Genomic DNA, 420 nt, shown 5'->3' on the forward strand with positions numbered 1-420 from the left:
GACTTGTTGACGATAAGAGCGGTGGCGATCTCGGTCAGCGCCTTGTCCTCGATCTCGCTGATGCCCTCATGATCGGCGACATCGACAGCAACCAAGAACGCGTCCTGCCGCTGCTCTATCGGACGGCCGGCGATCGCGGCGACCCGGCGCAGGTTCTCCACCCGACCCGCACGGGTCCTTGCCCGGGCGATCGCCTCGTAGAGTGCCTCCTCCAGCATCAGCAGGTCGTAGCCCTTCTCGATGATCGGGTTGGCGCGCAGACCCACCAGCGCGGTTTCGAACTCGTCACCCGCCACCTCGCCGTCAGCCACGATGACGTTGGCTGCGGCCGAGATCCCAGCCTGCATCAGCGCTTCGTCGCCGGCATAGGCCGTGACGGTCCGACCGAAGCGGGTCAGCAGATCCTTGAGGGCGTTCATC

1 protein-coding gene is annotated in these 420 nt (G+C 65.5%); it reads right to left on the reverse strand.

All coding sequences use genetic code 11. The features are described from left to right. A partial coding sequence (locus tag MKL11_RS22175; RefSeq protein ID WP_243947359.1) for a tellurite resistance TerB family protein occupies positions 1 to 419 on the reverse strand: 419 nt, incomplete at its 3' end. Position 420: the final 1 nt, after the last annotated feature.

Source organism: Methylobacterium sp. J-077 (assembly GCF_022829365.1).
Lineage (GTDB): Bacteria > Pseudomonadota > Alphaproteobacteria > Rhizobiales > Beijerinckiaceae > Methylobacterium.